The organism is Kitasatospora sp. NPDC008050, from assembly GCF_042957465.1.
GTDB lineage: Bacteria > Actinomycetota > Actinomycetes > Streptomycetales > Streptomycetaceae > Kitasatospora.
Genome location: NZ_JBIBIJ010000004.1, coordinates 462,173 through 487,349, shown reverse-complemented (window position 1 = coordinate 487,349; position 25,177 = coordinate 462,173). Strand labels below are relative to the sequence as shown.

General features: G+C 73.2%; 26 protein-coding genes and 1 pseudogene. 12 read left to right on the top strand and 15 right to left on the bottom strand.

Features of this window, described 5'->3' with window-relative positions:
* Positions 1–220 precede the first annotated feature (220 nt).
* The 4 genes from ACFZB9_RS11205 to ACFZB9_RS11190 all read left to right on the top strand — a co-directional run bounded on the left by ACFZB9_RS11205 (position 221) and on the right by ACFZB9_RS11190 (position 3,764).
* Positions 221–1,915 carry a sodium:solute symporter family protein gene (locus ACFZB9_RS11205; RefSeq protein WP_391445849.1) on the top strand — a complete coding sequence of 565 codons (1,695 nt, stop codon included), beginning with the start codon at positions 221–223 and terminating at the stop codon, positions 1,913–1,915.
* A gap of 42 nt (positions 1,916–1,957) precedes the next feature.
* Complete coding sequence (locus ACFZB9_RS11200; protein WP_391445848.1) at positions 1,958–2,323, top strand: hypothetical protein; 366 nt, start codon at positions 1,958–1,960, stop codon at positions 2,321–2,323.
* Between the two features lie 113 nt (positions 2,324–2,436).
* Complete coding sequence (locus ACFZB9_RS11195; protein WP_391445934.1) at positions 2,437–2,967, top strand: MarR family winged helix-turn-helix transcriptional regulator; 531 nt, start codon at positions 2,437–2,439, stop codon at positions 2,965–2,967.
* A 74-nt stretch (positions 2,968–3,041) separates the two neighbouring features.
* Positions 3,042–3,764, top strand: a complete 723-nt coding sequence (locus ACFZB9_RS11190; RefSeq protein ID WP_391445846.1) for a maleylpyruvate isomerase family mycothiol-dependent enzyme — start codon at positions 3,042–3,044, stop codon at positions 3,762–3,764.
* Between the two features lie 27 nt (positions 3,765–3,791).
* On the opposite strand, the gene ACFZB9_RS11185 is transcribed toward ACFZB9_RS11190, so the two are convergent.
* The 3 genes from ACFZB9_RS11185 to ACFZB9_RS11175 form a co-directional block, all read right to left on the bottom strand.
* Positions 3,792–5,069, bottom strand: coding sequence for a cytochrome P450 (locus ACFZB9_RS11185; protein ID WP_391445845.1), 1,278 nt, complete (start codon positions 5,067–5,069; stop codon positions 3,792–3,794).
* Positions 5,070–5,207: 138 nt separating this feature from the next.
* Positions 5,208–5,609: a GH25 family lysozyme gene (locus tag ACFZB9_RS11180; RefSeq protein ID WP_391445843.1), complete on the bottom strand. Its 402-nt coding sequence runs from the start codon at positions 5,607–5,609 to the stop codon at positions 5,208–5,210.
* Complete coding sequence (locus tag ACFZB9_RS11175) at positions 5,606–6,061, bottom strand: MarR family winged helix-turn-helix transcriptional regulator (RefSeq protein WP_391445841.1); 456 nt, start codon at positions 6,059–6,061, stop codon at positions 5,606–5,608. The genes ACFZB9_RS11180 and ACFZB9_RS11175 overlap by 4 nt, the downstream gene beginning before the upstream one ends.
* A 108-nt stretch (positions 6,062–6,169) precedes the next feature.
* Here ACFZB9_RS11175 and ribA point away from each other — a divergent pair, with 108 nt between their 5' ends.
* Both ribA and ACFZB9_RS11165 read left to right on the top strand, forming a co-directional pair.
* Positions 6,170–6,838, top strand: a complete 669-nt coding sequence (gene ribA, locus ACFZB9_RS11170; protein ID WP_391445840.1) for a GTP cyclohydrolase II — start codon at positions 6,170–6,172, stop codon at positions 6,836–6,838.
* Between the two features lie 53 nt (positions 6,839–6,891).
* Complete coding sequence (locus ACFZB9_RS11165; protein WP_391445838.1) at positions 6,892–7,389, top strand: VOC family protein; 498 nt, start codon at positions 6,892–6,894, stop codon at positions 7,387–7,389.
* A 61-nt stretch (positions 7,390–7,450) separates the two neighbouring features.
* On the opposite strand, the gene ACFZB9_RS11160 is transcribed toward ACFZB9_RS11165, so the two are convergent.
* Complete coding sequence (locus ACFZB9_RS11160; protein WP_391445836.1) at positions 7,451–8,260, bottom strand: DNA-formamidopyrimidine glycosylase family protein; 810 nt, start codon at positions 8,258–8,260, stop codon at positions 7,451–7,453.
* Positions 8,261–8,428: 168 nt separating this feature from the next.
* On the opposite strand from ACFZB9_RS11160, the gene ACFZB9_RS11155 reads away from it, so the two are divergent.
* Positions 8,429–9,826 carry an NADP-dependent succinic semialdehyde dehydrogenase gene (locus ACFZB9_RS11155; RefSeq protein ID WP_391445835.1) on the top strand — a complete coding sequence of 466 codons (1,398 nt, stop codon included), beginning with the start codon at positions 8,429–8,431 and terminating at the stop codon, positions 9,824–9,826.
* Between the two features lie 27 nt (positions 9,827–9,853).
* Here the strand turns inward: ACFZB9_RS11155 and ACFZB9_RS11150 are convergent, their stop codons facing one another.
* Entirely contained in the window at positions 9,854–9,997 is a 144-nt protein-coding gene (locus ACFZB9_RS11150; RefSeq protein ID WP_391445834.1) for a hypothetical protein, read from the bottom strand.
* Between the two features lie 136 nt (positions 9,998–10,133).
* Here ACFZB9_RS11150 and ACFZB9_RS11145 point away from each other — a divergent pair, with 136 nt between their 5' ends.
* Entirely contained in the window at positions 10,134–10,286 is a 153-nt protein-coding gene (locus ACFZB9_RS11145) for a hypothetical protein (RefSeq protein WP_391445832.1), read from the top strand.
* Between the two features lie 57 nt (positions 10,287–10,343).
* On the opposite strand, the gene ACFZB9_RS11140 is transcribed toward ACFZB9_RS11145, so the two are convergent.
* The 4 genes from ACFZB9_RS11140 to ACFZB9_RS11125 all read right to left on the bottom strand — a co-directional run bounded on the left by ACFZB9_RS11140 (position 10,344) and on the right by ACFZB9_RS11125 (position 14,363).
* Complete coding sequence (locus ACFZB9_RS11140) at positions 10,344–11,150, bottom strand: VOC family protein (RefSeq protein WP_391445831.1); 807 nt, start codon at positions 11,148–11,150, stop codon at positions 10,344–10,346.
* Positions 11,151–11,291: 141 nt separating this feature from the next.
* The gene (locus tag ACFZB9_RS11135) at positions 11,292–12,725 is read right to left on the bottom strand and encodes a class II fumarate hydratase (RefSeq protein ID WP_391445829.1); all 1,434 of its coding nucleotides are present in this window, start codon (positions 12,723–12,725) and stop codon (positions 11,292–11,294) included.
* A gap of 74 nt (positions 12,726–12,799) precedes the next feature.
* Positions 12,800–13,309, bottom strand: a complete 510-nt coding sequence (locus ACFZB9_RS11130) for a VOC family protein (RefSeq protein ID WP_391445827.1) — start codon at positions 13,307–13,309, stop codon at positions 12,800–12,802.
* A gap of 34 nt (positions 13,310–13,343) precedes the next feature.
* On the bottom strand, positions 13,344–14,363 hold the full coding sequence (locus tag ACFZB9_RS11125) for a DUF6597 domain-containing transcriptional factor (RefSeq protein ID WP_391445826.1): 1,020 nt from the start codon (positions 14,361–14,363) through the stop codon (positions 13,344–13,346).
* A gap of 488 nt (positions 14,364–14,851) precedes the next feature.
* Here ACFZB9_RS11125 and ACFZB9_RS11120 point away from each other — a divergent pair, with 488 nt between their 5' ends.
* Positions 14,852–15,655, top strand: a complete 804-nt coding sequence (locus tag ACFZB9_RS11120) for a hypothetical protein (RefSeq protein WP_391445824.1) — start codon at positions 14,852–14,854, stop codon at positions 15,653–15,655.
* Positions 15,656–15,724: 69 nt separating this feature from the next.
* Positions 15,725–16,390, top strand: a complete 666-nt coding sequence (locus ACFZB9_RS11115; protein ID WP_391445823.1) for a hypothetical protein — start codon at positions 15,725–15,727, stop codon at positions 16,388–16,390.
* Positions 16,391–16,488: 98 nt separating this feature from the next.
* Here ACFZB9_RS11115 and ACFZB9_RS11110 read toward each other — a convergent pair whose 3' ends face one another.
* From ACFZB9_RS11110 to ACFZB9_RS11095, 4 genes are all read right to left on the bottom strand, one after another.
* The gene (locus tag ACFZB9_RS11110) at positions 16,489–17,430 is read right to left on the bottom strand and encodes a hypothetical protein (RefSeq protein ID WP_391445821.1); all 942 of its coding nucleotides are present in this window, start codon (positions 17,428–17,430) and stop codon (positions 16,489–16,491) included.
* A gap of 35 nt (positions 17,431–17,465) precedes the next feature.
* Positions 17,466–19,337 carry a cholesterol oxidase substrate-binding domain-containing protein gene (locus tag ACFZB9_RS11105; RefSeq protein WP_391445819.1) on the bottom strand — a complete coding sequence of 624 codons (1,872 nt, stop codon included), beginning with the start codon at positions 19,335–19,337 and terminating at the stop codon, positions 17,466–17,468.
* Between the two features lie 142 nt (positions 19,338–19,479).
* Positions 19,480–20,652, bottom strand: a complete 1,173-nt coding sequence (locus ACFZB9_RS11100; protein ID WP_391445817.1) for a sensor histidine kinase — start codon at positions 20,650–20,652, stop codon at positions 19,480–19,482.
* Positions 20,649–21,461: a response regulator transcription factor gene (locus tag ACFZB9_RS11095; RefSeq protein WP_391445932.1), complete on the bottom strand. Its 813-nt coding sequence runs from the start codon at positions 21,459–21,461 to the stop codon at positions 20,649–20,651. Before ACFZB9_RS11095 ends, ACFZB9_RS11100 begins: the two co-directional genes overlap by 4 nt.
* A gap of 265 nt (positions 21,462–21,726) precedes the next feature.
* Here ACFZB9_RS11095 and ACFZB9_RS11090 point away from each other — a divergent pair, with 265 nt between their 5' ends.
* Positions 21,727–21,945, top strand: coding sequence for a dodecin (locus tag ACFZB9_RS11090; RefSeq protein WP_391445815.1), 219 nt, complete (start codon positions 21,727–21,729; stop codon positions 21,943–21,945).
* Between the two features lie 245 nt (positions 21,946–22,190).
* On the opposite strand, the pseudogene ACFZB9_RS11085 reads toward ACFZB9_RS11090, so the two are convergent.
* Positions 22,191–22,301, bottom strand: a pseudogene (locus tag ACFZB9_RS11085) (5'-methylthioadenosine phosphorylase); the annotation flags it as partial.
* Positions 22,302–22,373: 72 nt separating this feature from the next.
* The gene (locus tag ACFZB9_RS11080; RefSeq protein WP_391445813.1) at positions 22,374–22,916 is read right to left on the bottom strand and encodes a DUF4383 domain-containing protein; all 543 of its coding nucleotides are present in this window, start codon (positions 22,914–22,916) and stop codon (positions 22,374–22,376) included.
* A 322-nt stretch (positions 22,917–23,238) separates the two neighbouring features.
* Here ACFZB9_RS11080 and asnB point away from each other — a divergent pair, with 322 nt between their 5' ends.
* Positions 23,239–25,095 carry an asparagine synthase (glutamine-hydrolyzing) gene (gene asnB, locus ACFZB9_RS11075; protein WP_391445811.1) on the top strand — a complete coding sequence of 619 codons (1,857 nt, stop codon included), beginning with the start codon at positions 23,239–23,241 and terminating at the stop codon, positions 25,093–25,095.
* The last annotated feature ends 82 nt before the right edge of the window (positions 25,096–25,177 follow it).

Sequence of the window (25,177 nt, the reverse complement as noted above, 5' to 3'; positions counted from 1 at the left end):
CGCGATCAACTTCCCTGGCCTTCGAAAACGGCAACGCCTCCGCCCAACGCTCCACTACCTCTCCCACCCGGCCCAGCGACGCGCCCACCAACGGGTGACCGGCGCGCCTGCGTGGCCTGGGCGTTGCTAGAACGGGACGGCCATGTCCGGCGCCGAGGGGGAGGATCCCGATGACCCTGAGCACGCTGCTGCCGATCACGAGCAGAATCAGCCGCACCTCATGACCGCCCTCGCCACCGCCGTGCTGCGGCTGAACGCCAAGCCGATCGACTACGCGCTGCTCGCCGCCTACTTCGTCGTGGTGCTCGGCATCGGCGCGCTGGCTCGCCGGTCGGTCTCCTCCAGCCTCGACTTCTTCCTCTCCGGGCGTTCGCTGCCCGCCTGGGTGACGGGGCTGGCGTTCATCTCCGCCAACCTGGGCGCAGTCGAGATCTTCGGAATGACCGCCAACGGCGCGCAGTTCGGCATCCCCACCGTGCACTACTACTGGATCGGCGCGGTGCCGGCCATGGTGGCGCTCGGCCTGGTGATGATGCCGTTCTACTACGGCTCGCGGGTGCGCAGCGTGCCCGAGTTCCTGCTGCGCCGGTTCGGGCCCTTCGCCCACCTGGTGAACGGGCTCAGCTTCGCGATCGCGCAGGTGCTGATCGCCGGGGTCAACCTCTACGCGCTGGCCACCGTGGTCAACCTGCTGCTGGGCTGGCCGATCTGGGTGTCGATCATCATCGCCGCGGTGATCGTGCTGGCCTACACCACGCTGGGCGGGCTGTCCGCCGCGGTCTACAACGAGGTGATGCAGTTCTTCGTGATCGTGGCCATGCTGGTGCCGCTCACCCTGGTCGGGCTGCACAAGGCCGGCGGCTGGCACGGGCTGACCGACCGGATCAAGGCGGCGAACAGCGACTCCGCCGCCCAGTTGCACGCCTGGCCGGGCAGCAACCTGACCGGGATCTCCAACGCCACGCTCTCCGTGATCGGCATCGTCTTCGGTCTCGGCTTCGTGCTCTCCTTCGGCTACTGGACCACCAACTTCGCCGAGGTGCAGCGAGCGCTGGCCGCGCGCGACATGTCCGCCGCCCGTCGCACCCCGCTGATCGGCGCCTACCCGAAGGCGCTGATCGCCCTGGTGATCGTGATCCCCGGCATGCTGGCGGCGGTGCTCTCCCCCGAGCTGGCGCGGTACAAGGCGAGCGGCGGCACGCTGGACAACGGGGTCACCTACAACAACGCGATCGAGCTGCTGATCCGCGACCTGCTGCCGTCCGGGATGCTGGGCGTGGCGATCACCGGGCTGCTGGCCGCGTTCATGGCCGGCATGGCGGCGAACGTCAGCTCGTTCAACACGGTCTTCACGTACGACCTCTGGCAGGCGTACGTAGTGAAGGACCGGCCGGACGCGTACTACCTGCGGGTGGGGCGCACCGTGACCGTGCTGGGCTGCGCCATCGCGATCGGCACGGCCTTCATCGCCCGTGGCTACAACAACATCATGGACTACCTCCAGACGCTCTTCTCCTTCTTCAACGCCCCGCTCTTCGCCACCTTCGTGCTCGGCATGTTCTGGAAGCGGACCACTCCGATGGCCGGCGGGGTCGGCCTGATCGTGGGCACCGCCTCGGCGCTGACGATCGACCAGCTGAACCGGCACCATGTGCTGCACATGTCCGGTCAGGGGCCGAGCTTCGTGGCGGCGAGCGCCGCCTTCGTCATGGACCTCCTGGTGAGCGTGGCCGTCTCGCTGGTCACCGCACCCAGACCGGACAGTGAACTGGTCGGACTGGTCTGGGCGTTGACGCCGCGCGACGGGCTCAAGGACCGGACCGCGCGGGAGGACGCGGGCTGGTACCGCAACCCGGCCGTCCTCGGGGTCGGCGCACTGCTCCTCGCCACCGCGCTCAACATCATCTTCTGGTGACACCCGCGCTTCCACCGAGCTTCCACCAAGGGGCAGCACACGATGACCTCGCCCGACGGCCTCCCTCCGAAGGCCCCCAGCAGCGGTGGCACCGGCAAGGCCGGCCTGCTCGACCTGCGCTGGATCCTCGCGATGCTCTTCACCTGCTACGGCACGGTCCTGACCATCCTGGGCGCCGCGTTCACCTCCGCCGCGGACCGGGAGCCGGCGGGCGGGTGGAACGTCAATCTCTGGGTGGGCATCGGCATGCTGGTGCTGGCCGCGGCTTTCGCCGGCTGGGCCCGGTGGCGCCCGATCCGGCTGCCGGAACCTGCGCCGGAGCCCGGTCACGGATCAGGCCCGGAGTCCGGTCGCGGATCGGGACCGGAGCCCGGTCACGGATCAGGCCCGGACCACAGGGCAAACTGATTCGTTCAGCGAACTATCAGCCAGGTCCCAGCGATCATCCAGGATCGACCGGCCCCGAACCACCGAAACCGCTGCAGCGACCGCGCCGCCTGCCGTACGCTGGCCGCGTGGGAATGGCCGCGAGCGAGCACGTGAATGAGCGACTGGGAGTCGTCACCGCACTGGTGCGTTCCTCCTTCCTGGTGAACGCGGCGTACGCCGAGTCGAGCCGGGTCCATGGGCTGACACCGCAGCAGGGGCAGTTGCTCTGCGTGCTGATGGCGCAGCCGTACGGCATGAGCGAGCTGGGCTCGGTGCTCGGGCTGGCGAAGTCGAGCCTCACCGGCCTGGTGGACCGCACCGCCCAACGCGGCCTGGTCGAGCGGGTGCCCGACCCGCGCGACGGTCGCGCCGTCTGGGTCGTGCTCACCCCGGCGGGCAGCAGGCTCGCCGAGGAGTTCTACGCCGAGACCTGCCGCCGGGTCGACCAGCTGCCGACCGGCCTCGGCGAGGACGATCGGGGCCTGCTCGCCGAACTGCTCACCCGCGTCCTGCAGGACAACCGGGTACCGGTGGTCTTCATGGATCTGGACGAGAGCCGGACCGCCTCCACTCCCGCCACTCCCCCGCGGCAGAAATCGGCTCGTTCTTTGCAAAAACTATAATCGTCACAAGTGCATCGATAGTGCCGGAGAAGATGGCATCGACGCCGCCGGAAAGCCTGTACTACGGTACAAGAATGATCAGGATCATCGAGGAACTCGACCGCTCCGGCGCCCGACTCGCCACCAGCCTGGCCGCCCTGACCGACGATCAGGTGCGCTCATCGTCCGCTCTGCCGGGCTGGAGCCGGGGCCACGTGATCAGCCACCTGGCCCGCAGCATCGACGCCTACCGCTGGCTGCTGGCGCTGGCCCGCACCGGAGTCGAGCCCGGCCCGCGGCCCGGCAGCGCCGAACTCGCCCACGCCACCGAGGCGGGTGCCGGGCGCCCGGCCGTCGAGCTGGCCACGGAGCTGCGCGAGCAGCTCGCGCGGCTGACCGCCGACGCCGCCGCAATGCCGACCGACCGCTGGCAGGTGCTGGTCAGCGCGCTGGCCGGCTGGCGGCACCCGGCCTGGTACACCCTCAACCGCTGCTGGCGGGAGCTCGAAACCCACCACGTCGACCTGGACCTCGGCTACCGGCCCGCCGACTGGCCCGCCGCCTACGTCACCTGGGCGCTGGACGACACCGCCACCGCCCTCACCGCGTGCTCCTTCCCGCTCGCCCGGATCGAGGCCCCGGACCTGCCCCGCTCCTGGACCCTGACCCCGGCCGGCCCCACCGTGACCGGCCCGGGCCACGCCGTTCTCGCCTGGCTCAGCGGCCGCGCCACCCCTGACGCCGCAGCGCTCGGCGTCGACGGCGCCCCACTGCCCGCCCCGCCCGCCTGGCCGCTGCCCGCGGTCACCTGGAGCTGAGCCCGGCCCGTTGCGTGGGCGCCCGGCTCAGCCGAAGGTGAAGCGCAGCGAGCGCACCCGGTGGTCGAAGTTGGAGGGGATCAGCACCGGCTCCCCGACCGAGCGCACGTCCGGCAGCCGGGTGAACAGCTCCCGGTACAGCGCCTTCATCTCCTGCCGGGCCAGATGCGCGCCGAGGCAGTAGTGCGGCCCGCCGCCCCCGAAGGCGAGATGCGGGTTGGGGTCGCGGGTGATGTCGAAGGCGTCGGGGTCGGTGAAGACCGCCTCGTCGCGCCCGGCCGAACCATAGAAGAGCACCACCTTCTCGCCCCGGGCCAGCCTGGTGCCGTTCAGCAGCTGATCGCTCGCCACGGTCCGGCGGAACTGGATGATCGGCGTGGCGTGCCGCAGGATCTCGTCCACCGCGCCGTCCAGGTGCCGCTCCGGGTCGGCCAGCAGCAGGGCCCGCTGCTCGGGGTGGGTGCTGAGCAGGTGCAGTCCGTGGGCGAGCGCGTTGCGGGTGGTCTCCACGCCGGCGACCAGCAACAGCGAGAAGAACGCGCCCAGTTCACGGCCCGTCAGGCCACGGCCGTCCAGGTCGGCGCCGACCAGGGCGGAGATCAGGTCCTCGGTGGGGCGCCGACGCCGCTCCCGGCCCACCTCGGCCACCACCCGCTGCAACCGGGCCAGCGCCCGCAGCCCCTGCCCCGGGATCCGGATCCGGGCCCGCAGCGGCCGGCGCACCCCGGTGTGCTCGGTGGCCTGGTCGATCTGACGCAGGATCAGTGGCCAGCGCTCCGGCGGGATCCCCATCATGCGGCAGATGACCTGGAACGGGAGCTGGGCGGCGACGGCCGGGACGAAGTCCGTGGGCCGCTCGGCGATCACCTCGTCGACGATCCGGGTGGCGATCGCGCCGATCTCCTCCTCGACCCGGCCGAGCAGGCGCGGCGTGAAGGCGCGCGCGACGATCCGGCGCATCTGTGCGTGCTGCGGGTCGTCCAGGTTGACCATCGAGTCGCCGAAGAGCAGGCGCACCCACCGGGCCGGCTCCGGCGTGGTGACGCCGGGCGCGCTGCGGAACGCCTCCGGCCGACGGCTGGCCGCGACCACGTCGGCGTGCCGCACCAGCGCGTGGAAGCCGCGCTCGCGGCGCAGCAGGCCGCTCGGGCGCTCGACGAAGTAGCGCGGCGCGTCGAGCGAGCGCAGGTGGCGGAAGGCGGCGGCCCGCTGCTCGGCGGGCAGCCGCCAGAAGGCCGGGTCCGCGAGGTCGAAGGCCGCGTCCTCCACCGGCGGCAGTGCCTCCGTGCGCAGTTGGTCCGACACTCGACCGCTCCTCAGCCCGTTCCACCGATCTGACGCAGCGTCAAACTCCGTGGGGCGCGGCCGGGCAACTGCCGCGCCCCCGGACTCACCCGTTCGAGTGGCGGCCCGGGCCGGGTGGTCCGAGGGGCGCAGCGGCTGTCAGCCGGTGGCCAGCGCTTGCAGACGGCTGTAGGCGCCGTTGAAGGTGTCCTGGTCGCCGGGGAAGGTACCGGAGTCCGCGTACTGCCAGAAGTCGTTGTACTGCTGCGCGAAGTACGGATGGGTGTAGCCGGTGCCCTCGGTGGCCTTGACGTACGCGACGCCGGCGCCGTTGCCGGCGGCCGTGGACCAGTCGACGTTGCCCTGGTAACTGGCGACGTCCAGTCCGCCGGTCCGGGTGACCAGCGGCCGCGCGCCGCCGGTGCCCACGCCCTCGTGGGCGGCGATGGTGGAGCCGGCGTGGTCCTGGTCCGGATGGCTGGGCTGGAAGCCGCGCCCGGGCCGGAGGTCACTCCCGCAGCCCCAGCGCCGACCGCTCCCGCGGTTCCAGGGCCTGCTCACTCCCGCAGGCGGCGCGCGACCTCGCCCAGCGCCTCGGCGACCGCCACCAGCTGCTCCCGGTCCAGCACGTCGATCAGCGCCGCCCGCACCGCGGCCACGTGCCCGGGCGCCGCCGCCCGCAGCGCCTCCTGGCCCGTCTCCGTCAGATAGGCGACCACCCCGCGCACGTCACTCGCACAGGACCGCCGCCCGACCAGCCCCGCCTTCTCCAGCTGGGCGACCTGGTAGGTCAGCCCGCTCTTGGAGGTGATCAGCCGCTCGGCCAGCTCGGTCATCCGCAGCGCCCCCTCGGGCATCGCGGAGAGGTGGACCAGGATCTCGTACTGGGTGTGCGACAGCCCGGCCTCGTCCTTCAGCTGCTGTTCCAGCCGGCGCGCCACCAGGTTGCTCGCCGCGAGGAAGCCTCGCCACGCCGCCATCTCCTGCTCGTCCAGCCACCGGGTCTCTGCCATGGGGATCAGCCTAGCGCTGTTGTTCAAATTTGAAGAACGGTGTACTGTCGACCTCGCTTCAAATTTGAACAACTCTCCCGGGATTCCCGCGGAACAACCGGAGACCCCATGACCAGCGCCATCCCGCCCATCCCGCCGCAGCTGCCGCCCGCCCGGGTGCGAACCAGGGTGCGGGTGCCGCTGCACTTCGGCGACGGTTTCCAGGTCGACGCCGAGGTGGCGACCTTCCACGAGCTGGCCGACGGCCAGGAGCACCTCGCGCTCGCTCTCGGTACCCCGGGCGTCGGCGGCACTCCGCTGGTCCGGCTGCACTCCGAGTGCCTGACCGGTGACGTCTTCGGCTCGGCACGCTGCGACTGCGGCCCGCAGCTGCGCGAGTCGGTCGAGCGGATCGCCGAACACGGCGGCTACCTGCTCTATCTGCGCCAGGAGGGCCGCGGCATCGGGCTCTACAACAAGCTCGACGCCTACGCCCTGCAGCAGAACGGCGGACTCGACACCTACGCCGCCAACGCCGCCCTCGGCCTGCCGGAGGACGCCCGCGACTACACCGCCGCCGCCCAGATGCTGCACACCCTGCGGGCGCCGAGGATCGAACTGTTGAGCAACAACCCCGCCAAGGCCGCCCAGCTCGCCGCCCTCGGGATCACCATCGCCCGCCGGGTGCCGACCGGCGTCCACACCTCCCCCAGCAACCTGCGGTACCTGCGCACCAAGGCGCAGGGCACCCCGCTGACCCTCGGCCACGGCATCCTCCTCCAGCCGCAGGGCAGTTGAGCCCCACCCTCCGCCGACCCGACAGCCCCACCCCTCGAAAGGCAGGAACCACCATGCCCGTCCGCCGTCTCAACCACGCGGTGCTCTACATCCGCGACGTGGCCCGCTCCGTCGCCTTCTACACCGAGGTGCTCGGCTTCAAGGTGGACGTCGAGATCCCCGGACGCGCCGCCTTCCTCAGCGCCCGGGAGACCCTGAACGACCACGACCTCGGTCTGTTCGCCATCGGCGCCGAGGCGCCCGGCCCGCAGCCGGGCCGGGTCGGGCTCTACCACCTGGCCTGGGAGGTCGGCACGCTCGGCGAGCTGGCCGAGGTCGGGCAGCTGCTGCGCGAGCGCGGCGCCCTGGTCGGCGCCACCGACCACCTGGTCTCCAAGTCCTTCTACGCCAAGGACCCCGATGGCAACGAGTTCGAGGTGATGTGGCGGGTGCCGCGCGCGGACTGGCCGACCGGCGACGAGAACGGCATGCGGGCGCTCGACCTGCAGGCCGCCATCGACCGCTGGGGCACCGAGCTGGCCACCGGCGCGGCCGCCGGCTCGGCCACCTGAGCCGCACACCCGTCGGCCCCGGCGCGGCGGGGCCGGTAGCGGGACCGGTGGCGGGACCGGCTCACCCCGGCGGCCCCGGCCCCCGCTGGCAGCCGGGGCACCAGAACGCCACCCGCTCGTTCGGGGCCGTCCCCTGCGTCGCGCCGCGCAGCGGCGTGCCGCAGCGGCGGCAGGGCCGGCCCGCCCGGCGGTAGACCCAGTGGCTGCGGTCGGGCCGCGTCTCGCCGGTCGTCGGGTGCCCCGGGCGCAGCCGGTTGGCCCAGAGCAGCCGGTGGGCCAGCGCGACCAGCCGCTCGGGCGCGGGCAGCTCGCCGAACGGGGTCCACGGCGTGACGTGGGCCAGGAAACACAGCTCATTGGCGTAGACATTGCCGATCCCGGCCAGGTTGCGCTGGTCGAGCAGCGCCTCACCGGTGGGCCGCCCGGGCGCGGCCGACAGCCGCCGCAGCGCCTCCTCGGCCCCGCCGGCCGCCCAGTCGGGGCCCAGCAGATCGGGGCCGAGGTGGCCGACCGCCTGCGCCTCGTCGGCCGTCCGCAGCAGGTGCACCACCGGCAGCCGGTAGCCGACGGCGGTGTGCGCGGCGGTGCCGAGGACGACCCGGATCTGGTGGCCGGGCCCGCCCGTCCACCGCTCCCCCGCCCGGTAGACCTGCCAGCGGCCGTCCATCCGCAGATGGGTGTGGAGGGTGAGGCCGCCCTCCAGCCGGGCCAGCAGGTGCTTGCCGCGCGGCGCCACCTCCAGCACCTGAAGCCCCGCCAACTCGGCGGTGGCGTGCGCGGGGACCCGCAGCTCGGCGGTGGTCAGCCGCTGCCCGGCCAACGCCTGGTGCAACTGGGCGGCGGTACGGAAGATGGTGTCACCCTCGGGCATGCCTCCAGCATCCCCCATGCCGCGCCTCCCTCCCCCGCACCACCCTGCGTGACTAGGCTCGTCCGCACGTGGGTAGACGTGCCCGCGTCAACGCATCGGCGGGCGGCCGTGCCCGTGCGCCGGCGCGTCCGCAGATCCAGCCTGAGATCCCAGCCAAGGAGGCCACCGATGGCGATCGCGACCGTGAACCCGGCCAGCGGACAGACCCTGCGGACCTTCGAGCCCTACCCGGCCGCCGCCATCGAGCAGCGCCTGGCACGGGCCGAAGAGACCTTCGCCGAGTACCGGTTGACCGACTTCGCGCACCGGGCGCGGCTGATGCACCGCGCCGCCGAGCTGCTCGACGCGGATCAGGAGACCATCGCCGAGCTGATGACCACCGAGATGGGCAAGCCGCTGGCCGCCGCCCGCGCCGAGGCCGCCAAGTGCGCGAAGGCGATGCGCTGGTACGCCGACCGGGCACCCGGGCTGCTGGCCGACGAGCACCCGGCGCCCGAGGACGTGACGGACGCCGGCGCCGCCCGCGCCTGGGTGCGCTACCGCCCGCTCGGGGTGGTGCTGGCCGTGATGCCCTGGAACTTCCCACTCTGGCAGGTGATCCGGTTCGCCGCCCCCGCGCTGATGGCGGGCAACGTCGGCCTGCTCAAGCACGCCTCCAACGTCCCGCAGACCGCGCTCTACCTGGAGGACCTGTTCCGCGGCGCCGGTTTCCCCGAGGGCTGCTTCCAGACGCTGCTGATCGACTCGCGCGCGGTCGAAGGCGTGCTGCGCGACCCCCGGGTGGCCGCGGCCACGCTGACCGGCAGCGAGGGCGCCGGGCGCTCGGTGGCCTCGGTGGCGGGCGACGAGGTGAAGAAGACCGTGCTGGAACTCGGCGGCAGCGACCCGTTCGTGGTGCTGCCCTCGGCGGACGTCGCGGCCGCGGCCGCCAAGGCGGTCACCGCGCGGGTGCAGAACAACGGGCAGTCCTGTATCGCGGCCAAGCGGTTCATCGTGCACACCGCCGTCTACGAGGAGTTCACGGCCGCCTTCAGCGCGCGGATGGCGGCGCTGCGGGTCGGCGACCCGATGGCGGAGGCCACCGAGGTCGGTCCACTGGCCACCCGGCAGGGCCGCGACGAGCTGGCCGAGCTGGTCGAGGACGCCCTGGCGCAGGGGGCGCGGGTGGAGGCCCAGGCGAAGGTTCCGGCCGAGCTGGGCGAGGGCTGGTACTACCCGCCGACCGTGCTCAGCGGCATCACCGAGCAGATGCGGATCCACCACGAGGAGGCGTTCGGCCCGGTCGCCACGCTCTACCGGGCCGAGGACCTCGCGGACGCCGTGCGGCTGGCCAACGACACGCCCTTCGGGCTCAGCTCCAACGTCTGGACCACCGACCCCGCCGAGCAGGAGCGCTTCGTGCGCGACATCCAGGCGGGCGGGGTCTTCTTCAACGGCATGACCGCCTCGCACCCGGCGCTGCCGTTCGGCGGTGTGCGGCGCTCCGGCTACGGACGCGAGCTCTCCGGGCACGGGATCCGGGAGTTCTGCAACACGACCACGGTGTGGATCGCCGCCGAGGTGTAGCCGACGGCCGAGGGCGCCGGGTGGTGGTCAGTCCTCGCCGAGGACCGCGTACCACTCGACATCGCCGCGGTCGTACGGGTCGGTGGCCTCCACTTCCTCGATGACCGCCCGCTGTGTCAGCTGCTCCGCCCGGGCACTGGGGTCGGCCGGGTTGGTGGGCTCGCGTTCCATGCTGGTCCTCCGCTCGATGATCTTCGGGACATTGAGCCGAGCGGTACCCGAACTGGTCGCAAGCAAACGACACGCCGGGCCGGTTCACCCGGACGGACGCGACGGGCGGCCCACGGCGCGCGCCTACGATGGGGGCATGGTGGACCGGCCGACATCCTCGGGGCCCGAGCAGTCCGACCAGGTGCCCGCGCGGTCCGCCAGCGCCGTGCCCGAACCGGCCGGTGGCGAGAGTGCCTGCCTGCTGACGCTGGTCTGCGCGGAGTGCGGCGCCCTCGTCGAACGGCAGTGACGCGGCGGCCGGGGCGCGTGCGCCCCGGCGGATCGCCGGCGGATCGCCGGCGGGGCGCTAGCGGGCCGGTGGCGGGCTGATCAGCGAGAACCGGCCGCCCTGCGGGTCGCGCAGGTGCCCCACCCGGCCGTACGGGGTGTCCAGCACCTCGCCCAGCACGTCCGCGCCGATCCGCTCGGCCACCAGCACCCGCTCGTCCGCGTCGTCGACCGCGAAGTAGACGTTCCAACTCGGCCTGGCCTCCGGGTCGGTGGCCACCGCGAGGGCGGCCACGCTGCGCCCGGCCGTGCGCAGCACCACCCGGTCGTTCTCCCAACGGACCGCGAGCTGCTCGGGGTCGCGGCCGTCCCAGGTGAAGACCTCGCCGTAGAAGAGCGCGGAGGCGAAGGCGTCGGTGGTGCGCAGCTCGATCCAGACCGGCGCACCGGGGATCATGCTCAGCACCCGCCCCGCGTCCGGGCCGCCCTCCCAGATGCCGAACGGTGCGCCCGCCGGGTCGGCCGCGATCGCCATCCGCCCCGCGTCGAAGCCGAGCGGGCCCACCGCGACCGTGCCGCCCCGGGCCCTGATCCGCTCGGCGACCACGTCGGCGTCCTCGGTCCCGAAGAAGGTGCTCCAGGCGACGGGCAGTTGCAGGGCGCCCAGGGTGCCGAGGCCGGCCACCGCGACGCCGTCCACCATGGCGGTCACGTACGGGCCCCAGCGGTCCGGCCTGCTGCGGAACGACCAGCCGAGCAGCTCGCCGTAGAAGGCCTGCGCGGCGTCCAGGTCGGTGGCCGTCAGGCTCACCCAGCTCGGCAGCGCGGGCGCACAGCGCACCGAGGCCCCCTTTGCCGCCGTCCCGGTCGCCGCTGGCTCGGTCATCGCTGCGCCTCCTCGCTGTGCCGACCGGGCCGGCCCGGCCGGTCTGGGTCCGACCGTACCCGCACCACGCCCGCCAGGCACGGACCTTGGACGCGGCGCGGCAGCGCGCGGCACGGCCCGGCGGGCCGCCGGGCCCAGGCCCTAGGGGCGGGTCATCCGCAGCACGTCCAAGGCCTGGTCGAGCTGCTCCTCGGTGAGCAGGCCACGCTCCACATACCCCCGCTCCAGCACCACCTGACGGATCGTCTTGGACTCGGCGAGCGACTGCTTGGCCACCTTGGCGGCCTCCTCGTAGCCGATGTAGCGGTTGAGCGGGGTGACCACCGAGGGCGAGGACTCGGCGTACTCGCGGGCCCGCTCGACGTTGGCGGTGATGCCGGCCACGGTGCGGTCGGCCAGCAGCCGGGCGGCGTTGGCCAGCAGCGCGATCGACTCCAGCAGGTTGCGGGCGATCACCGGCAGCATCACATTGAGCTCGAAGTTGCCGCTCGCGCCGGCCATCGCCACCGTGGCGTCGTTGCCGACCACCTGGGCGGCGACCATCGCCACCACCTCGGGGATCACCGGGTTGACCTTGCCCGGCATGATCGAGGAACCCGGCTGGAGGTCGGGCAGGTTGATCTCGGCCAGGCCGGTGCGCGGCCCCGACGACATCCAGCGCAGATCGTTGACGATCTTGGTCAGCCCGACCGCGATGGTGCGCAGCTGGCCGCTGAGCTCCACCAGACCGTCCCGGGCGCCCTGGGCCTCGAAGTGGTTGCGGGCCTCGGTCAGCGGCAGGCCGGTCGTCCGGGCCAGCTCGGCGATCACGGCGGCGGCGAAGCCGGGCGGGGTGTTGATGCCGGTGCCCACGGCGGTGCCGCCCAGCGGCAGCTCGGCGACCCGGGGCAGGGTGGCGCGCAGCCGCTCCTGGCCGTAGCGGACCTGGGCCGCGTAACCGCCGAACTCCTGGCCCAGGGTGACCGGGGTGGCGTCCATCAGATGGGTGCGCCCGGCCTTGACCACCGTCTCGAACTCCGTGGCCTTGGCCTCCAGTGCGCCGGCCAGGTGGCCCAGGGCCGGCAGCAGGTCCTCGCTGACGGCGGCGGTGGCGGCGATGTGGATCGAGGACGGGAACACGTCGTTGGAGGACTGGCTCGCGTTCACCTGGTCGTTCGGGTGCACCGGGCTGCCCAGGCGCTCGCCGGCCAGGGTGGCCAGCACCTCGTTGGTGTTCATGTTGGAGGAGGTGCCGGAGCCGGTCTGGAAGACATCAATCGGGAACTGATCGTCCCACCGGCCCTCGGCCACCTCGGCGGCGGCCTGCGCGATCGCCTCGGCCACCGGCTGCGCCACGATCCCCAGCTCGGCGTTGACCTTGGCGGCCGCGGCCTTGATCCGGGCCAGCGCGGCGATGTGGGCCCGGCCCAGACGCCGGCCGGAGACCGGGAAGTTCTCCACCGCGCGCTGGGTCTGCGCCTGCCACTTGGCCCGCGCCGGGACCTTGACCTCGCCCATCGAGTCGTGCTCGATCCGGTACTCGGCCGGCTCGCCGCCTGGCTCGGCGACACCGCTTCCGATCCGCTGTGCGCTCATCGCACTCCCACCTCCATCGGGTTCCACGGTCCACAGCTCTCCCGGACGGCGCGGTATTTCCGCTCGGCCACGATTCACTCCTGCGAGTGGCGCGGCGCGCCCCGGTAGGTGCCGAAGGACCAGCGGTTGCCGTCCGGGTCGTTGGCCGCGAAGTCGCGCGAGCCGTAGTCGGTGACGTGCAGCGGGCCGACGATGTCCGCACCCGCGGCGACGGCCCGTGCGTGCAGGACGTCCGGGTCGTCGGTCACCACGTAGGCGCTGAACGAGCCCGGCGCCCCCTGGCAGGGCGCGCCCTCGCGGACCGAGCCGAGCATCACACCGCCGCCCAGCGGCCAGGCGAGCTCGGCGTGCTCCACCACCTCGCCCTCGCCGTAGACCACGACCGCTTCGAAGCCGAACGCCTCGGTCAGGAAGCGGATCAGTCCGCGTGCGTCCTCGGACCGCAGCGTGGGCCAGACCTGCGGCGCGGGGGCGCCGGGCGCGGGCGGCTCGATGCCGGTCCCCGCGGGACTGCCCGCGACATCCGTGCTGTCGGTGATGTCTGCGGTGTCGGTGATGTCTGCGCTGTCAGTGCGATCGGCCATGGTGACCGGACCTCCTCGGCGGTAGGGTCCCCGGTCATCCCGGGGTACCTCCAGCCTGCGCCGACCGCCCCGGCGCCGCCTTGGACGTTTCGGAACTGCGCGCCGCCCGCTCCTCGGCCGACCGCTTCGCCGGTGTCACCAGCGCCCCCGCTTCGTCGGCCACCCAGCGGCTGGGCGCGCAGCCGGCCAGCGCGCGGAACTCCCGGGCCAGATGCGCCTGGTCGAAGTAACCGCAGTGCGCCGCCAGGTCGGCCAGGCCCAGGCCGCCCGCAGCGGCGCCCCGAGCCCCGCTCCGGGCCGGACCCCCGTCCGGCTCCGCCGGACCGTAACTCGAACGCGGTTGCCCCGCACGGGCGGTGAGCAGGCGCCGGGCACGGTCGAACCGGATCACCCGGGCGGCCGCCTTGGGGGTGAGACCGATCTCGGTACGGAACCGGTCCGCCAGGTGGCGCCCGCTCCAGCCGATCCGGTCGGCCAGCTCGCCCGCCGACGGCTGCCCGCCACCCGCCAGCAGCAGCTGCCAGGCCCGCACCACCTCGGGCGCCGGCTCAGCGGCCCGCTGTCCCAGCCGCTCGCCCAGCCACCGGTCGACGGCGGCGAACCGGCCCGGCCAGTCGGTGGCGTACCGCAGGCGTTCCTGGCCCTCCACGGCCCAGCCGCCCAGCACGTCCTCCGCGGCGAAGTCCAGCTCCGCCAGCTCGCCCGCCGGCAGCCCGAGCAGCACCCGCGCGCCCAGCGGGCTGAGCGCGATCTGCACGCCCGACTGGTACCCGGCATGGGTGATCAGCGCCGGGCGGGTGTGCAGCCCGCCGAGCAGCGTGCGGTAGCTGCCGGGCGGCTGGCGCGGGTCCGGGTGGGCGGCCAGGGTGAGCGGGTCGTCCAGGGTGAGGATCAGCGTCAGGTACGGCGAGGGCAGGCCGCGGTGCACCATCGGCGCGACGCCGCACTGGCGGTAGCCCGAGTACCAGGCCACATAGGGGCGCAGCGCCGGTGCCGGGCAGCCTCGGACGGCCTCGTCCACCGGATCCGACACGTGGTTCGTGGCGCTGGTCACCCGTCCATTCTCGCGCGTGCGGGCACGCCGAGGCCTCATCGCGACGGTCGTCACGGCACTCGGCTCCGCAGACGTGCGGCGGCGCCGCGAGCGCGGGTTCCCACGGCGGCGAAGAGTCAAACTACCGCCATTCGGGCCCGGCTCGGCCGTGTTCCTGAACACACCCGGGCTGGTGCGCCGCGACATTGACAGTGCTCGAACGATCGGGCAAGAATCCGGGCACCCGGCGGCGCCCACCCAGTGGCCGACCCCGGGAGTGACAGCCAGGACCGCCTGTGCGGCCGGTGCCGTCCACTGCTCACCGCTCGCCGCTGCGGCCATGCGTTGAGCGCCCTCGCCGACCCGCTCCCGCGGCTCCGCCGCACCGTGGTCAACCCTGCCTTGCCCTGTCCTGCCCTGCCTTACCCCGCTCTGCCCTGCTCTGCCCTGCCTTGCCCTGCCGACCCGCTCTGCCGACCCGCTCTGCCGACCTTGCTAGGGAGCCCCTGATGCCCGGCCACAGACGCCCCTCGCGGCCCGCCAAGCCCGCTCTGCGCCGTCGTACGACCGTCCTCACCGCGGTGGGTGCACTGGCCGTACTGGCCGTGGTCGGCGGGTGCGGCGGCTCCGCGAAGCACTCCGCCGCCGCCCCGGCGGCCGGGCAGGCGGCCGCCGCACCACCGGCCGGCGCCGGTGCGGTGGTCCCCGCGGTGAGCACCCGGCTCTCCGCGGACCAGCTCCCCGCCGACGCGGCCGAGCACTGGCAGCCGTTGGCCGCACCGCGCACCCAGCGGGTGACCAGTGCGATCCAGCTGAACGAGTGCGCCTCGATCAGCGGTGCCCTTGCCTGGCAGCAGCAGGCCTATGTGAGCAGCTACCGGACGCCGGCCGAGCAGGACCTGTTCAGCTTCCAGAACAGCGCGGCCGCCGGCTCCGCCTATCAGAACCTGCTGACCCAGATGGGCAGTTGCCAGTCCCAGTCGCGTGCCCTGCAGACCAAGGAGCTCGGCTCCAGCGACGCGCTGGTGACCCGGACCGCCACCACCGGCCAGGACACCACCGGCCAGAGCACGACCGGCCAGGACACGACCGGCCAGAGCACCGCCGGCCAGGGCACCGCCTGGTCGCGCCAGTGGACCGGCGTGGAGGGTCTCTCCGCCGCCGGCCCGCAAACCGACCACCTCTACGCCGTCCAGCAGGGCAGCACCCTGGCCGTCGTCCACTTCGACGAATGGGCCGGCGCCCACGCCGCCCCCTACAGCACCCGAGCCGACGGCGACCTGCTCACCTCGGTCGCCCTCAAGCTCGGCTGATCCGCCCCCGTCCTCTCCCCCCTTCCCAGTCCTCTCCCCCTCCCCCTCCCCCTCCCCCTGGAGACAGCCATGCTTTCTCGCCGCCTCTCCCGCTGGTCCGCCGGCCTCCTCGGCGCCGGCGCCGCCTCGCTCCTGCTCGTCACCCCCGCGCACGCCGCCTCCTCGGTCGACGGCAGCATCTCGCGCGACGAGGTCGTCCAGCGGGCCCAGAGCTGGGTGAGTGAGGGCGTGCCCTACGACCAGGGCTCCAACTACACGGACAGCAACGGCAGTTACCGCGAGGACTGCTCCGGTTACGTGTCGATGGCCTGGCACCTGTCGGACAGCCTGGTCACCCAGACCCTGCCCAGCGTGTCCACCCAGATCAGCACCTCCCAGCTCCAGCCCGGCGACGCGCTCGACTACACCGACGAGCACGTCGTCCTCTTCGGCAACTGGATCGACCAGTCCGCGGGGACCTTCAACTACTACTCGGAGCAGAACTCGCGGGTCCTCACCAACGAGTACCAGGGCGACCTCAACGCCAGCTCGCTGGCCGGCTGGCCGACCAGCTACTACACGCCGCTGCGCTACAACCAGATCACGGGAACCGCCACCGCCACGCCCACCCCGGCTCCCGCGCCCACCCCCGCCCCGACCCCCGCGCCGACGCCGGCCCCCGCGCCGTCCTCCGGCGGCAGCGGCCAGCACCCCACCCACAACGGCCACGGCTGGTCCTGGTCGCGCTGGTGGTGAACTCCCCCGGGACAGTGAGCTGATCAGAAAGCCCCCGGACGCTCGGCGTCCGGGGGCCACGGCCGATTTCCGCTGCCTGATGCTTCGTCAGATCAGGTTCATTGCAGGATGTTGACGGCGCGGGCCACCACCAGCAGCACGGTCAGCAGCGAGACCGCCGACTGCAGCATCATCAGCAGCTTGGCCCAGAGCGAGAGCGGCATGGTGTCGGTCGGGCTGAACGCGGTGGCGTTGGTGTAGGCCACGTAGAGGTAGTCCAGGAAGCCCGGCTCCCAGTTCTCCGGTGCCAGGCCCTGCTGCTGCATCTGCGGGAAGAGGAAGTCCGGGTAGTCGGCGGTGCCTTGGGCGCGGGCGGCCGGGCCGCCGCGGTCCCACTCCCAGTACCAGAGGGCGAAGGCGATCACGTTGGTCGCCCAGACCGCCCCGCCGGTCCCGAGCAGCGGCAGCGCGCTGGAGGCGCCGCTGCCGTGCACCAGGTCGCGCACCAGCTTCACCGCCGACCACCCGTTGGCCAGGCTGATCGCCGCGACCAGGGCCAGGCTCAGCGAACGCAGCGCCCGACTGCTGCGCTCCAGCCGCGGATGCGGGTTGAGCACCACCAGCGCGACCAGCAGGCCGAGTTCCAGGGCCGGCAACATCCACCGCGGGTGGATGCTGAGCCGGTCGGGCATCAGCAGTTGGAGCACGACCGCGACGAGGATCACCACGGTCACCGTCCAGCGCTGCTCGGCCTCGGTCTCGGTGCGCCAGACCGGCTTGGCCCCGGCCGACGGCCCCGCCGCGGCGGCGCCCCCGCCGCTCTCGGCGCTCTCGGCGCTCTCGCCGCCCCCACTGCCCCCACCGCTCGCGGCAGGGGCGGTGAGCAACTGCTCGATCCGGTCGAGCCGGCGGTGCAGCAGCTCGGTCAGCTCATGCGGTACGGCACCCGCCTTCGGGGCATCGGACTTCGGGGCATCGGACTTCGAGGCGTCCGGGCGGCGGCCGGCGGGCGGGGCGCCCTCGTTCGGCGGCGGGTCGCTGGGGTGCTGGTCTGCGCTCATGGCGGACATTCTGCTGGGTGCGCCGCGGCGGGCGCTCAGCGCAGTAGCCGGTCCAGGAACGGATTGCCGAAGACCCGGTTGGGGTCGTACCGGTCGAGCACCGCCACCGCCGCGTCCCAGCCCGGGCCGCCGCCGGCCCGGTAGCTGTCCGGGATCACCCGGCCCAGCACGTCGGGGTCGACCCAGGCGGCATCGGCGGTGTAGGCCCAGCCCTTGGACCACTCGACGCGCAGCGCCGCCCGCGTGCCGTCGAAGGTGGCCAGCAGGAGCTGTTCGAGGTCGCGGCCGAACTGGAACATGCCGGGGGTGCCAGGCAGGGTCAGCACGTCGAACCAGACCGCGACATCCCATTCGGGGCGGTCGGGGCGGGCCCGGATCGCGGAGAACAGCGGCGGCTGGGCGCCGGGGACACCGCTGGCCGCGGGGTCCTCCAGGCCGGTGACCCGGATCTCCACGGCGCCGTTGACCGGGAACTGGCCGCGCCCCTGGTACTCCGTCAGCAATCGCTGGTAGCCGCTGGTGACCTGGTTGACCACCCACTGCACGTCCGACCGGCGGGCCAGTACCGCGTAACCGTTGGCGGCCATCCGCAGGGTGGTGGGGCGCACGTACTGGAGCAGCGCCCGGGAGGGGCCCCACAGGTCGGAGCGCAGGCCGCCGGCCAGCAGGTGGGTGACCACGTCCAGGCTGAGCAGGTCCTCCAGCAGGGTGCCGGAGAGCAGCACGTCGGTGAGGTCGCCGGTCAGGCCGAGTGCGGCGATCAGGTACTGCAGTTGGCCGAAGGTCGGGGCCAGCGCCCAGGAGCCGCTGACCAGTTTGCCGACCAGGTCGGCCACCGGCGCCGGGATGTTGTCGGAGAAGGGGTAGTTGTAGGGCTCGCTGACGGCGCGGGCCGAGAAGGGGCGCTCGGGCGCGACGCTCCAGGACTTGAGCCAGGGGAACTCGGTGAAGGCGAACCAGATGGCCTCCACCCGGCCGCTCTGCTCCAGGAAGTCGGCCAGGCTGCGGCCGCTGCCGCCGCCCGGCGCGGCGAAGAGTTCGCTCGCGGGGATGTCGATCCGGCTGAGGCAGCGCAGGTTCTGGTCGGCGCCGGCCCGCAGCACGGCCTCGGTGACGAAGGAGCGGCCGAGGTTGACCAGGAAGGCGGCGGTGTCGGCCTCGGCGCGGTCGAAGGTGCGCAGCACGTACCGGCCGGTGCCCTGGTCCCAGACCACGGCGGTGAGTTGGGTGACCAGGTTGCTGATCGAGCCGAACCCGTGGCCTGGTCGGCTGCTCTCGCCCGCGACCGGGATCGCGGTGCCGTGGCCGCCGATCGCGAGCACCCCGCCCAGCGTGATGTCCCCCGGGGCGGGGCAGTGGGTGACCCCGAGGCCGCGCCCGGCCAGGTGGGCCAGGAGCGTCTCCATGTCCGTGCCCGCCTGGGCCCGCACGGCGGGCGCGGTGGCGGTGCCGGCCGGGCTGATCGCGGTGAGGTGACCGGTGGTGTCCACCAGCAGCACCGCGGTGGCGGCGGGGGTGCCGTTGGCCACGGTGAGCGGGGCCCAGGTGTGCCGGTGGCCCTGGGCGCGCAGCCGCCAGCCCTGGGCGTGCGCCCAGTTGGCGAGGGTGACCACGTCCTCGGGGGTGTGCGGGGTGCAGGTCCACAGCTGGTCGGCGTGGATCTCACCGGCCCAGTTCTCGTAGGTCTGCCGGTAGAGCTCGATACCGGCGGGGAACGCGGGTGGCACCGGCGGCGCGGGTGTCGCGGTGGCGGCCTCGGCGTCGTCGGGGGTGATGATGCCGCGCAGCAGCCAGGCGGCGCCGCCCAGCGCGGCGGAGCCGGCCAGCAGCCGGCGCCGGGTCAGACCGCCGCGTGCGGCGGCCGGGTGCGCGTCGGGAACGTGGTCATCGGGTGCGTCGGTTGCCATGGGAGCCCTCCCCTGTTGGTTCGATGAGCAGGGCTGACCCTAGGAGAAAACGGAGCGGACCCATCCGAACGCGCATGGTCAATCACTAGTTCGAGTGAACCCATCGCCCCCGGGAACTTTCCGGGCACCCGCCCGGCGTCGTTCAGGACGCCGGCGCGGGCGCGCTCGGCAGCGCGATCTCGAAGCAGCAGCCGCCGTGCACGTTGCGCACCGAGGCCCGCCCCGCGTGCGCCTCCACGATGCCGCGCACGATCGCCAGCCCCAGCCCCGCGCCGGTGTCCCCGTGGTGCCGCACCGCACCGCCGTCGGCCACAGCTCCACGCACCGGGCGCGGGGTACGGGCGCTGCCGCCGCGCCAGCCGGTCTCGAAGACCCGGGCCAGGTCGGCCTCCGGGATGCCGCCGCACCCGTCGGTCACCGAGAGCACCACCTCGCCCGCCCGCTGCCGGGCGGCCACCGCCACCACGCCCTCGGCGGGGGTGGAGCGGATCGCGTTGACCAGCAGGTTGCCGAGCACCCGGGTGATCTCCCGCCCGTCCACCTGCACCGGGGCCGGCTCGATCCGCTCCCCGCGCAGCTGCACGCCGCGCTCGCGGGCCAGCGGGTAGGCGCCCGCTATCGCATCGCCGACCAGGTCGTAGACCGAGACCCGGGCCAGGGTCAGGGTCAGCGCACCGGCCTGGATCCGGGACAGCTCGAAGAGGTCGTCCACCATGCCGGTGAGCCGGTCCACCTCGGTGCGGATCTGCCGGTGGTAGCGGCTCGGGTCCTCGGCGACACCGTCCTCCAGCGCCTCGGCCATCGCCCGCAGGCCCGCCAGCGGGGTGCGCAGGTCGTGCGAGATCCAGGCGATCAGCTCGCGGCGGGAGGCCTCCAGCGCCTGCTCACGCTGCCGGGACTCGGCCAGCCGTGCACTGGTGGCGGCCAGTTCGGCGCTCAGCTCGGCCAGTTCGGAGCCGAGCGGCTCGGCGGGGGCGGTGAATCCGGCGGCACTGCCCACCGTGCGGGCGGCCAGGGTCAGGGCACGGCTGCCGGCCACCACCTGGCGTCCCAGCAGCGCGGCGGTGCCCAGCGAGACCACCGCGGCCATGCAGGTCACGGTGATGACCACCCCCAGGTCGTGGTGCGAGAGGAACATCGCCTGGGCCACCGCCAGGGTGCCGGCGGTCATCGCCAGCACGGTGACCACGGCGACGGCGAAGAGCGAGAGCGCCACCGAGCGGCGGCGCAGCAGCCGCACCGCCGGCCAGCCCAGCAGGCCGGCCACGCCCGCTCCCAGCGCGGCGAACAGGGCGATCAGCAGCAGACTCGTCACGCCGCCCCACCCTCGGCCGAAGCGACCGCGGCGGGCCCGGCGGGCCCGGCGGTTCCAGCAGGCCCGGCGTCCACGGCGGGCCCGGCCACCGGGTCGAACCGGTAGCCGACGCCCCACACGGTGCTGATCAGCGCCGGTGCCGCCGGGTCGTCCTCGACCTTCTCGCGCAGCCGGCGCACATGCACCGTGACGGTGGACAGGTCGCCGAACTCCCACCCCCAGACCCGGTGCATCAGCTCCTCGCGCCCGAACGCCGCTCCCGGGTGCCGGACGAAGAAGGTCAGCAGGTCGAACTCGCGCTGGGTGAGTGCCAGTTCGCGCTCGCCCCGGAAGGCCCGGCGGGCCAGCTGGTCCAGCCGCAGATCCCCGGCCCGCAGCGGTTCCGGGCTGGCCCCCGCGGGCGCCGCGGCCTGGCGGCGCAGCACGGCCTGCACCCGCAGCACCAGTTCGCGCGGGCTGAACGGCTTGGTGACGTAGTCGTCCGCCCCCAGCTCCAGGCCCAGGATCCGCTCCGACTCCTCGCCCCGGGCGGTGAGCATCACCACTGCCGGGTGGCCGCTGCCGTCCGCCCGCAGCCGGCGGCAGACCTCCAGGCCGTCCAGTTCGGGCAGCATCAGGTCGAGCACCACCAGCTCGGGACGGAACAGCGCGGCCTGGGCCAGCGCGGCGCGCCCGTCGGCGGCCCGCACGACCGTGCAGCCGGCCCGCCGCAGGTAGCCGGTGACCACCTCGGCGACGGTCGGGTCGTCGTCGACCACCAGGATCCGCGGCGACGGGGTCGGCCCTGCGGGCACGGCGGTGTCGGGCAGGGCGGTCGCGGACGGGGCGGTCGCGGGCACGGCGGTCGCGGGCGGGGGCGTCACTGTCACCCCACCGAGGATAGGGACCGCGGTGCGGTGACGGTGACGCCCGCGGCGGCCGTACGACTTCTGTAAGATCCGCCGCCGATCCCGCCGCCGATCACCCCGTGGGCGGCCCACCGCGCGCGCCGGCGGCGGATGCGCCACGGTGGAAGGACAGCCCCGCCCAAGCCCCAGCTCGCCGCCGGGCCCGACCACACCCCTGGAGGCCGTGATGTCCGAGCACATCTACCGCGTGACCGAGATCGTCGGCTCCTCGCACGAGGGGACCGACGCGGCGATCCGCAACGCGCTGACCCGTGCGTCACAGACCCTGCGCAACATCGACTGGTTCGAGGTGGTGCAGGTGCGCGGTCACGTCGCGGAGAACCAGATCCAGCACTACCAGGTCACCGTCAAGATCGGCTTCCGACTGGAGGAGCCCACCGCCTGACCCGAGCACCCCGGCCCCGATGGCCCGGCCGCTGACCCGCGGCCCGGGCCATCGGCCTGCTCAGCCTCCGACGCCGGGCAGGCCGGGCAAGCCGGTGGCCCGGCCGTCCAGCGCGTGCGAGCAGAGGCGGCTGCGCACCGTCGAACCAGGGCCTGTCCGAACCTTCGCGTCGGATCAGCGCGCGGCTCCCCCAGCCTTCGGCCGGGAGGGATGCCCGGCGTCGCACGCCCGGCGGGAATTGTCAGGCCGTAGGCGGTGTCGACGGTGACCTCGGTGACGTCGTCCAGCAGGGCGTAGCGGCCCGAACCACCGGTCACCCCGATCTCCGCCCGTGCCCAGCCTGCGTGCTCGGTCATGACGAAACCCCCTTCGTACGGTGCCGGCGGGCGATCCGCCCACCGGCACCGTACGAAGGGGGTTCTGGTCGGTCAGTGGTGCACGGTGGGCCGCAGCACCTGCTTGAAGGCGGGCACGTGCCAGCGGCCGGCGATCTCCTCCTCGGCGCCGCGCTCACCGCCGTGGCGCTGCTGCCAGTAGGGGTTGTCGTGTGGCAGGTGGCCGCTGACTCTGCCGTACATGCCGAAGGTCGCGATCACGAAGCCGAAGACGAAGCTGAACAGCACGTTGGCCATCCGGAAGGCCAGGTGGTTCCAGCTGCTGTCGAGCGCGATCAGCCCGACGAAGCCGGCCAGCACGAAGATCGCGCCGACCACCATGTTGAGCCAGGAGGCGAAGTTGCCGCCGATCACGGCGCCGATCATCAGAATCGCGCCGAACACGATGGAGAGCACCCCGAGCGCGCCGTTGCTGGACATGCCGGCGACGTTCTTGCCGTGGGTGGAGAGGTAACCGGGATCACCGGCCACCCCGAAGCAGCCCCAGATCAACAGGAGCAGACCGCAGAGGCCGGCACCGTACCGGTAGACCTGGGCGAGCCGGTGGTCGGTGGGAAGTTCGTCCTTCAGTCTCATGGCAACCTCCACGTGAGAGCGGAGCGGACGACAGTGCCCGTTGTGCACTACCGATCCACGGTACGCCCAGTGGGGCCACCCGCGCCCGTCCGCCGGCGGCGCCCGGCCTGCCCCAACACCCGACGCGGCACCGGCCCTTCTGGACAAGCTTCGGCCAATTCCGTTCCGCACCACCGCCGTCGGCGCCAGGTAGGCGTAGCGTCACCAGTTGCACACGGAACGACGCGGCGCACCACCCTGCCCTCGTACCCGCAGAGCGCCGCTGGCTCCCCCCGGCCGCCGCAACCCGGCCGCCGGGCCCGATGACTGGGAGGCACTGCGTATGTGCGGCATAACCGGCTGGGTGGCATTCGACCAGGACCTGACCGAGCGGCGCGAGGTGCTGGCCGCGATGACCGAGACGATGGCCTGCCGCGGCCCGGACGCGGGCGGCGTGCAGCTGACCGCGCACGCCGCGCTCGGTCACCGCCGGCTCGCGGTGATCGACATCGAGGGCGGCGCCCAGCCGATGACGGTGGAACGCGACGGGCGGCTGCTGGCCTCCCTCACCTACAGCGGCGAGGTCTACAACCACCTGGAACTGCGCGCCGAGTTGGAGTCGCACGGCCACCGGTTCCGCACCCGCAGCGACACCGAGGTGGTACTGCAGGCCTACCTGCGCTGGGGTCCCGGCTTCGTCGAGCACCTCAACGGCATGTTCGCCTTCGCGCTCTGGGACGCCCGCACCGAGGAACTGCTGCTGGTCCGCGACCGGATGGGCGTCAAGCCGCTCTACTACTACCGCACCGACGACGGCGTGCTGTTCGGCTCCGAGCCGAAGGCGATCCTGGCCCACCCGCGGGTGGAGCCGGTGGTCGGCCCGGACGGGCTGCGCGAGGTGCTGGCCATGGTCAAGACGCCGGGCCACGCGGTCTACCAGGGCATGGCCGAGGTACGCCCCGGCCACTTCCTGCGGATCCGGCGCGAAGGCCTGACGGATCGTCAGTACTGGTCGCTGGAGGCCCAGGAGCACACCGACGACCTGCCCACCACCATCGCCACCGTGCGCGACCTGCTGGACGACATCGTGCGCCGCCAGCTGATCTCGGACGTGCCGCTGTGCTCGCTGCTCTCCGGCGGCCTGGACTCCAGCGCCATCACGGCGCTGGCCGCGCGCGGCCTGGCGGCCACCGGCGCGGGGCCGGTGCGCTCGTTCTCGGTGGACTTCACCGGGCAGGCGGAGAACTTCCTGCCGGACGAACTGCGGGCCACCCCCGACAGCCCCTTCGCGCACCTGCTGGCCCGGCACGTGCAGGCCGACCACAGTGACATCGTGCTGGACGCCGCCGCGCTGATCGACCCGGAGCACCGGGGCGCGGTGCTGCGCGCGAGCGACCTGCCGACCGGCTTCGGCGACATGGACACCTCGCTCTACCTGCTCTTCCGGGCGATCCGCCGGCACTCCACGGTGGCGCTGTCCGGAGAATCGGCGGACGAGGTGTTCGGCGGCTACCCGTGGTTCCACGAGCGGGAGGCGGTGTACGGCGGAACCTTCCCCTGGCACGCGGCCGGGATGGCCCGCCGGCTCGGCGGCCGCGGCACGGCCCCGCGCGAGAGCCTGCTCGACCCGGACCTGATCGCCCGGCTGGACCTGCCCGGCTATGTGGCCGACAGCTACGCGACCGCGCTCGCCGAGGTCCCGCACCTGCCGGCGGCCGATCCGCACGAGCGGCGGATGCGCGAGGTCTGCTACCTGCACCTGACCCGGTTCGTGCGGATCCTGCTGGACCGCAAGGACCGGATGAGCATGGCCAGCGGCCTGGAGGTCCGGGTGCCGTTCTGCGACCACCGCCTGGTGAGCTACGTCTTCAACACGCCATGGGCGATGAAAACCTTCGACGGGCGGGAGAAGAGCCTGCTGCGGGCGGCCGCCCGGGACGTGCTGCCGCGGGAGATCGTGGAGCGGGTGAAGAGCCCCTACCCGACCACCCAGGACCCGAACTACCCGCTGGCGCTGCGGGCGGCGCTGACCGAGCTGGCCGGGGACCCCAAGGCGCCGGGACAGACGCTGGCCGACCCGGCGGCGGTGGCGGCGGCGCTCTCCCCGGAGCGCGATCCGCAGGAGGCCCGGCCGAGCACGGAGGTACTGCTGGCCCTGGACGGGTGGCTGCGCGCCTACCCGATCTCCCTACGGCTGTGAGCGGTACCGCTGTGAGCAGTACCGCTGTGAGCGACCCGGCTGTGAGCGGTACACAGCTGCGAGGTACGACGGTGAGCGATAC